Source organism: Streptomyces verrucosisporus (assembly GCF_017114865.1).
In the GTDB taxonomy this organism is placed as follows: domain Bacteria; phylum Actinomycetota; class Actinomycetes; order Streptomycetales; family Streptomycetaceae; genus Streptomyces; species Streptomyces fenghuangensis.
Genome location: NZ_JADEYH010000042.1, coordinates 22,780 through 32,605 on the forward strand (window position 1 = coordinate 22,780; position 9,826 = coordinate 32,605).

Below are 9,826 nucleotides of genomic sequence, written 5' to 3' on the forward strand. Positions count from 1 at the left end.
CTCACCCCACGGGAGCGAGGGTCATCAGCCCGCAGCCGTACGCCTTCGCCTTCCCCAGCCCCACCACGAGGGTGCGGCGCAGAGCGTCGGGGTCGGTGACCTGGAGCCGTCCGTCGAAGGTGACGGCGGTCAGGGTGACGCGGTTCTTGCGGCCGCTTGTCTGCTCGGTCTTGCCGAAGGCCAGGTCGCGGCGGCCGTGCACGATCAGTTCGTGCGCGTCGCCTTCGGGCAGGCGGCGTTGCTCCTCGGGTTTTTCCAGGATGCGGAAGCCGGCGTCTTTCTGCCGTTTGAGCAGCCACTGCGTCTGGTGCCGGGGGGTGAGGTGCGCGGTGCGCTTGGTCGGTTCGCCGTCCGTGCGGCGGATGCTGTGGACCGGGTTGGCCGTGAGCCGGAAGGCCCAGATCCCGTCGTTCTCCAGGCGGGAGAGGAAGGGTGTGTAGGGGCGGGTCCGCCATCCCTCTTCGGCGGTGGGCCACCCGGCCTGTTCAACGAGGTGGGTGAGGTCGGGCCGGTCGGGGCTGACGATGTAGAGCAGCACCTGGGAAGCGCTGTTGTGGTCGACGCGCCACAGCACCCGCGGCCCCTCGCCGGCGGCGGGCGGGGCTGTGGGGAAGGAGGACATCACGGCCGCGTGCATCACCTGGGGCGAGGACAGCAGGCGCCTGGCGCCCATCCGCGCGGTGTTGATACGGAAGCGGGTCAGGTACATCAGTCACCTTCGAGCAGTGGCATCGGGTCGTGGTGCAAGACCGCGGCTCGGCGGGGCTTGCGTGCCTGGGGATTGGCCACGGAGACGGTTTCGGAGCGAACGGCGCGCAGCCCGTGTCGGCGGTGCCGGGGGTCGAAACTGAGCGGCTGGTCTCGCAGGCTGTCTTCGGCAGTGGTGCTCCCCGGTTCGGTGTCGAGGAACAGCTGGAGGTCGATGCGCTGCTGGTCGCGGTGTCGGCGCTGGTACCACTCGGCGGCATGCCAGGGCTCGGTGCGCAGCGCCTGGCGCAGGTCCGTCCCCGACCGGATGCCGAGGTCGAGAGGGCGGGCCGGTGGGCAGGAGCGGCGACCGAGGTAGGGCAGAAAGACCGGCGCCCGCACGGCTGCGTGCAGGTCGCCGATCAGGGTGTCATCGCCCTCGACGGCGGCGACGAACACGGAGTCGGCCAGGTAGAAGCGCTCCGAGACCGGCATGGACTTGCCCGAGTCGGCGTGCTTCGCGGTCTGGTAGTCGCGAACGCGGGTGCCGGTCTGGTCGACGCGCACGCCGAAGCGCAAGGAGGCCAGGTCGGACAGGTCGGCGCTCCTCTCGCGCCCCTGGGCGGCGGCCAGCAGGCCCAGGACGCCGCTCTTGGTGGGGACGGGCTCGGTGGTGCGCCGGGCGAAACGGGCGGAGGCCCCCCAGGACTGCAGGGGGGCCGCCAGCAGGAGAACAAGGACGCTCATGCGTCCGGGCCCAGTCGTTCGGCGACGGCCGCACCGACGGCGTCGACCAGCTCGGTGAGGGTGGTCCCGGTGCCCAGTCCGGCGAGTTTGGCGGTGGCCGGGCCGATGCGCAGCACCCAGGCGGGGTCGCCGTCACTTCCGTAGGCGCGCTCCAGGTCCGGGACGTACTCGGCGAGCTTCTCGCAGGCGGCCTTCAGATGGCCGCCGGTGAGGTCGGCGGTGACGGGTTCCTCGAATGCGGCGACGAAGCTGACCGGACGGGTGCTGCGGAGTTTGACGATCACCGCGTCCGGGAGGGTGTGGTTGCCGAAGGTGTTGATCTTCCCGGTGGGCAGGGAGGCGACGAAACCGTGCAGGAAGGCCTGGACGGCCCGGCGCACCGGCTCGGCGGCGGACTCGTCCTCGCGCAGGCCCTTGCCGAGGTTGCGGCGCAGCAGGTCGACGTCGACGGCGGCGTAGCGGTACAAGGTGGCGGAGTTGAAGTCGACGGTGCCGATCATGCCCGCGCCCGGCTCGGCGTCGGTGTTGTGGTCGTCGACGGCCGTGTAGTAGTCGGATTCGTTCTCCACCGCATGCACGCTGATGGCGTGGGCGACCTGGGTGGCGGCATCGACGTTGATGTCGGTGGAGTCGGCGACCATCCGGCCGAACAGGGCGATGTCGACCGAGTGGCGGGTGTCGGCGATCTGCTTGGCGCGGGCCTTGTTCCCCTTGTCCTTGAGGAACTTCTTGATGTCGTCCGCGCCCTCGGCGGCGAGGGCGGCGAGGCCGTCGAGCTGCCGGGAGCTGAGGAACATCAGGTAGGAGGACTCCGGGGCCGGTTCTTCCTCACCCTTCTTCTTCGCCGATTCCGCCTTGCGCTTGGGAACCTCGATCTTGGAGCCGGTGGCGACCTGGACCGTCTCGGCGGCCAGCGCGAGCCGCTCAGCGTCGCTCAGGTCGGGCAGGGCGGGCTTGATCCGGTCGGCGAGGAGTTCGGCGACCCTCTTGGTGCGCACGCCCAGCTCGGCCGGGTCGAGGAGGTCGTCGAAGGAGCGCCGGGTGGCCCGCTTCCACGCCTGGCTGGACACCCGTGCCCGGCGCACTCCGCCGTAGACGGCGGTCTTGGGGGAGCCGGTGTCGTCCCGGTTGAGATTGCTGGGCGGGACGGTCTGCAGTACGTGCACGTCGAGGATGGTCCGGCTCACAGGGTGTCGTCCTTCGAGGTCGTGGTGTCGGTGTTCTGGGATGCGTCCGCGCTGCCGGAGGCGCCAGGAGTTCCATCGGCGGCTGTGGTCTTCTCCCGGTGGGCGTGGAAGGAACGCCCCCAGGAGCGGCGGATCTTCTCCGTGCCCTCTGGTCGCTGCTGCCAGGTGTAGAGCTGGTCGGCGAGCAGGCCGTAGTCCAGCGGGATCGCCTCCCGCCGCAGCAGCACCACGATCTCCCGCAGCCGCTGGGCCAGCATGGTCGGTGAGGTTGCCGTGGCGGCGCGCACGAACCGCTTGCGGATCGGCTCGTCCAGCTCGCCCGGTGGCATCAGGCGGCGGACCGCTGCGCCCAGTTCCAGGCCGTGGCGCCGGTGCATGCGCTGGTCGTGGTGGGACTGCTGGTGCAGCGACCAGAGAGACAGCGCGATGTGGGCGGCCTCCTCTGCCTGCTCGGCCTGCTCGTACGTCAGCCTTCCCTGAATATGGGCCTGGTGGACCGCCTCGTCGGCGCCCAGGCCCCATAGCTCCGGCAGCGCGGCGGCGGGTCTTCCCACTCCGCGGCGTAGCCGGGCCAGGGCGGCGACGGCGTCGGAGCGGTCTTTCAGGTAGCCGCTCTGAAGTTCCGTGATGCGCTGGTCGACGGCCTCCTTGAGCAGTTGCAGCTGCGGGCGTCGGCGAGGCGGAGGAGAGGTGGATGGTTCCGGGGGTGTGGGAGCCGGGATCGTGGGAGTGGTGGTTGTCATGCGTGTGCCTTTGGGGTGTCGGTCCCGCCGGGTGCCAGAGGGTCGTCCGAGGTGGAGGCGAGCGGGAGTGCCTTGTTGAGGTCGGCTCGGAATCGCAGGTCGGCCCAGGCGGAGTTGAGCCATTCACCGCGCTCCCCGATGCGTCCTTCCCAGGCGGCGGTCCCCGCCTCGTCCAACAGCTTGTCGCCGAGCCGGCTGATGAGCCTGTGTGTCTGCCGGTGCCATTCACCGCGCTTGGCCTGCGGGTCATCACCGACTCGGAACTCGCTCAGCCAGTGGCGGAATGGTGCGTCCAGGGCGTCGTAGCCGAGGTCGCGGGCGGCGGAGCGGCGTGGTTCCGGTTCGGTGCCGGCCGCCCGGGCGAGCCGGTCGGCCAGGTCGCCCAGTGTCCGCACCGCCTGGTCGGCGTCCTGGACCGCGGCCACCGCCGTCCGGCCGAAGCGCCGGTCGCCGGCGTGCAGCTGGATGACGGCCATGGTGACGCCGTCGTCCACGACTTCGTCGATCACGGATTGCTGGGTGCCGTAAGCTGCGCCGACGATGCGTGCTCTGAGGAAGTGATCGTCGGGCAGCACCCCTTCGGTGACCAGGCGGGCCACCCAGTCCAGAATGCGCGGACGCAGGTGGGAAGGGGCATCCCGGGAGCCTGAAGTGTTCTGGTCCGCCGGGGCGATCAGGCTGGCCAATCCGCGCCAGGCGGCACGGGACGGGTCGTGTTCCTGCGGCATGTAGACGAGCGGCGCCCCCCGCTTCTTCTCTTGTGCCTGGCTGCGCCGCCAGCCGGACATGGGCTCGTCGCGGTGCCGGTCCTCGTAAGACTGGAGAGGGTCGCCATAACCGAGGACGACGCCGTGGACGTCCTCCCCGTCGTGATGCAGCCGCACCCGGCGGGACTGCCAGGTGTACAGGTCACGCGGCCCGGAGGGGCGTTCCGCCAGGTCCTTGCCGTCGGCGGGGCCGGGGCCGCACGGTTCACGGCGCCAGGCGGGTCGGTCCTCCTCCCCCATCCGGATCGTGCCGGTGTCGGCGGCGATCAGGTTGAGAAGCAGCGTCTCCCGCAGGGTGCCGCCCTCGGCGTGGACGCCTCCCAGATTCCCGGTCCAGGCGACACCCTGCGGGTAGACCTTGCCCTTCGTCGTCCTGGGGTCCCCCACCGCGCCCGACTTGATGCCGGAGGTGTCGTAGGCATGGGCGTGCACCAGCCACCGTGCGGCCTCGGCGAAACCAAGGCGGCCCACACCAAGCGACCGCATGGTGAAGAACGGCTCCCCGTTGGGCACATCGGCGACGATGCGGTTGAGGGAGAACACCTCGTCCCCGGCCGTCCGCAGGTCCGCCACCTGGAAGAAGGGAGTGCGTGGGTGCAGCAGGTCGAACCGCTCCCGGTGCCGGTCGAGGTACTCGGCGACCGGGTCGAACGAGTCGCCGTCCCTCCACAACTCCTCCCAGGCATCGATGTCCTCCGGTCCGTCCACGGCGTCGTGCAGGATCGCCAGCAGCAACCGGAGCAGGGCGAACTCCTGGGTAGGCAGGTCGCCCACCAGCCGCCGGATGTCAGCGGCCTGTGCGAAGACCTCCCCCAGGGAGAGCTCGGCCTCCCGACCGTCCCCGTACTGCACCGGCAGCCATGGCCGGGAGGTCAGGTCGAAGGATGCGCCGCTTTTGGGCACGGCGTCGTTCATCTGTACGTCTCCCTACTTGTCCGCCCCGTTGCGGACCACCCGCAGCCCATCGGTCTGGCTGTAACGGAGTTCGTAGCCTGCCAGCCGGGTCTGACAGTTCTCGTCCACGCCCTCCTCGAGGAAGAGGATCAACTCCCCTGCCAGCCAGTGGCACTCCTTCACCTGCCAGGCGGGAACGCACAGCTCCTCCAACTCCTCGATCGCCCGGTCCAGCACGCGCGGATAGGAGAAGTGGTACGGAAGTCGCAGCCCGCTCGCGGCGACGGCACGCGCCGCCCTCGGCGGCGGTACGGCGTCGGTCGGCAGTTCCAGGCCGCCACGTCCCTCGGTGAGCCAGGGCACGGTGGTCAAGGTGCCGTCCGCGCGGCGCCACGCCACCAAGACCTCCAGACTCTCCTCGCCGTCGCGGACCTGGGCGCGCCCGGCCCGGGTGTCGTCGGCATCGCCTACTCCGGCGTCGATCCAGCCGATGAGCGGCCGCCCCGCGCGCCGTACCTCGTCCAGGCGGAAGGCGTCGGCGCCCCGGCGCTGTCCGGCGCGGTGTCTCTCGTGCTCATCACGGGCCCGCTCGACGGCCTCCACCCATGCGTCCGGCTCCTGGGGATCGTCCCCGTAGGCGCGCTGCACCAGCGGGCTGATGTCCCCGGGCAGCTGCACGGCGGCATCGCCGCCGGAAGCTTCGGGAGCACCGGAGGCATCGGAGAAGTACGGTTCCAGTACGGCCAGGGAACGCAGCAGCGGGTACTCGCCGTAGACACGGCGGGAGCCCCGCACCGGCAGGGGTGCGGGTCCGGTCTCCCAGTCGACGCCGGTGACCAGGCAACGCGCTGTGCGCAGCCGAGCAGGCCGCCCGGCACGGTCGTGGCGGTGCAGGCGCCCCATCCGCTGGAGCAGCAGATCGACCGGGCACAGGTCGGTCACCAGCAGGTCGAAGTCCACGTCGAGGGACTGCTCCGCCACCTGGCTGGCGACCACGATGTGTCGGCCGGCGGGACGTTTCGGCGATGTCCCGTCCTCCCCTGGCGGGCCGAAGCGCTCCAGCAGCCCGGCGTCCTTGTCTGCCCGGTCGAGGTCGAGGAAGCGGGCGTGCGCCACCGTCACCGCCTCCGCACCGAACCTCTCCCGCAACAGGTCGGCGGCCTCCTGGACCCGGTCCACGGTATTGCGCACCACCAGTGCGCAGCCGCCGTCGGCGAGTTCCCCGGCCAGCCGGTCGGCGAGGATGCCGAGATCGTCACCCAAACGCTCCAGCCGTACGTCGGTGCACCGCCCGGACGCGGCGGGCCGCCCTATCACGGGGGCCGTACCGGGGGCCACGGCGGTGAGCAGCGGGTAGCCCTCGGCAGCGGCAAGCCCGGCGTAACCGTCCCGGTCGCTTTGGGCGGCACCGGCGTACGCCTCGGCCAGCTCCCGGCGCCGGGAAGCGGGCAAGGTAGCCGAGAGAACCACCACAGGCACCCGGTAGGCACCCAGCCAGGACAGAACCCGGTCGAGATAGGTACTCATCCAGGTGTCGTAGGCGTGCGCCTCATCGATCACGACGACCTTCCCGGCGAACGCCAGATGACGCAGCGCCAGATGCCGGCTCTTGAGGCCAGCCATCAACAACTGGTCGATCGTCCCCACTGCGAAGGAAGCCAGCAATCCCTTCTTACGCCCCCTCAGCCACTGGTGGGCGACCAACTCCGCCGACGCGGAACGGGCATCGGCGGACGGCCGTGTCTCACCCCCGTCACCGAACTGGTCAACCGCGGCGACGGTGCGCCCACTCTTCCGCAGCAGGCCCGCATAGTGCTCATTGAGGGCGGACTTGGAGTGGGCCAGCAGGACGGACCGCTCCTTCGCCTCCAGACCGTCCAGCGGCAACCGGTCGAGCCAGTCCAGGAGGCGGGGGAACATCGCGTTGCCGGTGGCCATGGTGGGCAGGGCAACGAACACCCCGCCCGCACCGGAACGCGCCGCGAAGACCTCCGCAGCCGCCAGCGCGGCCTCCGTCTTGCCCTCCCCCATCGGAGCCTCGATCACCAGCAGACCAGGCGACGGCATCGACCGCGCCAGCCGCACGGCCTCCTCCTGTACCGGACGGACCCGCGCTCCGGACGGCAGGTCGAAACGCGCGGCGAACAGCTCGTCCGCCGTACAGCCGGGCTCGGAGGGCGTCCACGGCGGAGGAAGTCTCAGACCGCGCCAGGCGGCGGCCACCCGTTCGGCCTCGCTGCGCGGGTACTCCTCGGGAAAGTATGGGAAAAGCTCGGGGTTGCTGGCGATCCAGTCGGCGACGATGACCAACGCGGTCAGAAGAACCTGCACGGGCTGGGGCAGCCGCACCGACTGCCAATCTCCGAGCCGCTCCCGCACACCACAGGCGTCGGCGCACGCATCGAGCAGCTCAGTCTGCACCCGCCGCCATACCGGCTCGGCCGGGCCAGGGGTGCGCAGCAGCTCCGGGCGCGAGTCGAGGTCGAGCAGCTGGCTGTGGCCCGGCGGCACACCGTGGTGCCCGCCCGCGACGACGGCGAACTGCGTCGTCATACGCTTCGGCCATTCGAAGCCCTCCGTCAGCCATTCCTGAAGGAGCAACTGACCAGCCAGGCCATGCGGGGCCTTCCGCCGATCCTCGCCGAACTGCCTGCGGCCCGGCATGTCGAGCCCGGCCGCACGCATCGCGTCCGCCAAGGAATCCACCTGGCAGGCGAAGGCCGGCGTCGCCTTGCCGATGTCATGAGTGGCCGCGAGCCACACCGCGAGCCGACGCGCGTCGTCCATGCCGCCAGGAAGCGGCTCGGCCACCAGCGCCTTCACGTTCGACGGAAGCCAGCGGTCCCACAGCAGCCCGGCCACGGCACCGCTGTCGGCCATGTGCCGCCACAGCGGCAGCCATCCGTCCGTCGCCCGGTCATGCTTGGCCCACACGGTCCGCACCGCCCCGGTCAAGCGCGCCCCCAGGCCCGGCTCCTCATCCCCCACACCAGCCATGGCGCTATTGAACATGCGCCATACCCCTCACGAAACGGATGCCGAAAACTGCACGAAACAGAACGCAAGCGATCACCTTCTGATCGCTGCTGTCCGCACCACCATCAAGATCCTGGAGACTGGACCGCGTCCAGCCTCGGCACAACCAGTCAGGCCCGGGAGTCCCTAGCAGCCCATACGGACTGGTGCGATGGCAGGGACCCCCGGGTCACAACACAGGATCGCCCTAGCAGCTGCTCCCCGCGCACGCGGGGAGCAGCCGATGCCGTACCACCGGGTGATCTTGTTGTTGGGGTCATCCCCACGTGCGCGGGGAGCAGGCGGAGTCGCTCGATCTCCTGGGGGACGGCGAGGGACCATCCCCGCGTGCGCGGGGAGCAGATCTCGTCGTACCGGTCGGTACGGGTGCGGGTGGGACCATCCCCGCGTGCGCGGGGAGCAGCTGCCGTTCCTGACGGTGGGATGCACCGGCCTGGGACCATCCCCGCGTGCGCGGGGAGCAGAAGCTCATCACCCGAGACGGCTACGGCACCGAGGGACCATCCCCGCGTGCGCGGGGAGCAGACGCTGGACTACAGCGCGGGGCTGATCGCCGCGGGACCATCCCCGCGTGCGCGGGGAGCAGGGAGCATGCGCGTACCCGCCGGACCCTCCATGGGGACCATCCCCGCGTGCGCGGGGAGCAGGGCTTCGACTTGCTCTTACTGTTGCCGGAGTAGGGACCATCCCCGCGTGCGCGGGGAGCAGGCCTACCACCAGCACCCCGTCGCCGTGGACGTGGGACCATCCCCGCGTGCGCGGGGAGCAGACCGCCACCAGCGGCGAGATGTCCACGCTGGAGGGACCATCCCCGCGTGCGCGGGGAGCAGCTGGATCAGAGTGTCCAGCTGGTCTCGCCTGAGGGACCATCCCCGCGTGCGCGGGGAGCAGCTGCGGCCGAGTACGCGGTCATCCCACCGGGCGGGACCATCCCCGCGTGCGCGGGGAGCAGACGGTTGACACAGCGGAGACTACGAACGGAGCGGGACCATCCCCGCGTGCGCGGGGAGCAGCTGGTCGAGAAGCTGCCGGAGTGGTGGGATTCGGGACCATCCCCGCGTGCGCGGGGAGCAGATCGCTGCTCAAGTGAGGCGCGCGCTCCGGTAGGGACCATCCCCGCGTGCGCGGGGAGCAGAGCACTCCGGGCGCCTCGTAGAAGCCGTGCATGGGACCATCCCCGCGTGCGCGGGGAGCAGGAAAAGTGTTCAAGGGCGCGGGCTTCGGCAAAGGGACCATCCCCGCGTGCGCGGGGAGCAGAGGTTCTCAACTTCAATGCCGTAGGTGTGCGCGGGACCATCCCCGCGTGCGCGGGGAGCAGTCGTTCAGCGGGTGCGACTTGAAGTTGATGCCGGGACCATCCCCGCGTGCGCGGGGAGCAGCGCACGCACCACGAGATCGTTTCCGGCGTCGGGGGACCATCCCCGCGTGCGCGGGGAGCAGACCCGGATCTCGTGGGCTACGTGCGCCGACTCGGGACCATCCCCGCGTGCGCGGGGAGCAGGATCCGGCGGAGCACCTTGACCACATACAGCCGGGACCATCCCCGCGTGCGCGGGGAGCAGCCGTCCAGCCCGAACATGCTTGACCGCACCCTGGGACCATCCCCGCGTGCGCGGGGAGCAGACTCCGTGACCTGCGGGTTTACCCGCCGGAACCGCGAGTTCCGACCAGCTTTGAAGGCTCCGGCATATCCGCCATATCACGCATACCTTCTCTTGAGTCCACCGTGCGAGCACCCGCGAGACATCCTACGAGTTGATGTCTC

Annotated in this window: 6 protein-coding genes and 1 CRISPR repeat array; all 6 genes read right to left on the reverse strand. The window is 70.6% G+C overall.

Translation table 11 applies throughout. The annotated features are described in order from the left end of the window. Position 1 precedes the first annotated feature (1 nt). From cas6e to cas3, 6 genes are read right to left on the reverse strand one after another with little or no spacing between them, the layout of a single operon-like run. On the reverse strand, positions 2-709 hold the full coding sequence (gene cas6e / locus IQ279_RS26105; RefSeq protein ID WP_206351781.1) for a type I-E CRISPR-associated protein Cas6/Cse3/CasE: 708 nt from the start codon (positions 707-709) through the stop codon (positions 2-4). Next, on the reverse strand, positions 709-1,434 hold the full coding sequence (gene cas5e, locus IQ279_RS26110; RefSeq protein WP_206351782.1) for a type I-E CRISPR-associated protein Cas5/CasD: 726 nt from the start codon (positions 1,432-1,434) through the stop codon (positions 709-711). The genes cas6e and cas5e overlap by 1 nt, the downstream gene beginning before the upstream one ends. Further along, complete coding sequence (cas7e, locus tag IQ279_RS26115; RefSeq protein WP_206351783.1) at positions 1,431-2,621, reverse strand: type I-E CRISPR-associated protein Cas7/Cse4/CasC; 1,191 nt, start codon at positions 2,619-2,621, stop codon at positions 1,431-1,433. Before cas7e ends, cas5e begins: the two co-directional genes overlap by 4 nt. After that, positions 2,618-3,364 carry a type I-E CRISPR-associated protein Cse2/CasB gene (casB, locus tag IQ279_RS26120; protein WP_206351784.1) on the reverse strand — a complete coding sequence of 249 codons (747 nt, stop codon included), beginning with the start codon at positions 3,362-3,364 and terminating at the stop codon, positions 2,618-2,620. Before casB ends, cas7e begins: the two co-directional genes overlap by 4 nt. Beyond that, positions 3,361-5,046, reverse strand: a complete 1,686-nt coding sequence (gene casA, locus IQ279_RS28335) for a type I-E CRISPR-associated protein Cse1/CasA (RefSeq protein WP_241028770.1) — start codon at positions 5,044-5,046, stop codon at positions 3,361-3,363. Before casA ends, casB begins: the two co-directional genes overlap by 4 nt. 12 nt (positions 5,047-5,058) lie before the next feature. Next, the gene (gene cas3, locus IQ279_RS28340; RefSeq protein WP_241028771.1) at positions 5,059-8,022 is read right to left on the reverse strand and encodes a CRISPR-associated helicase Cas3'; all 2,964 of its coding nucleotides are present in this window, start codon (positions 8,020-8,022) and stop codon (positions 5,059-5,061) included. A 291-nt stretch (positions 8,023-8,313) separates the two neighbouring features. After that, positions 8,314-9,684: a CRISPR direct-repeat array (repeat unit 29 nt; unit sequence GGGACCATCCCCGCGTGCGCGGGGAGCAG). The last annotated feature ends 142 nt before the right edge of the window (positions 9,685-9,826 follow it).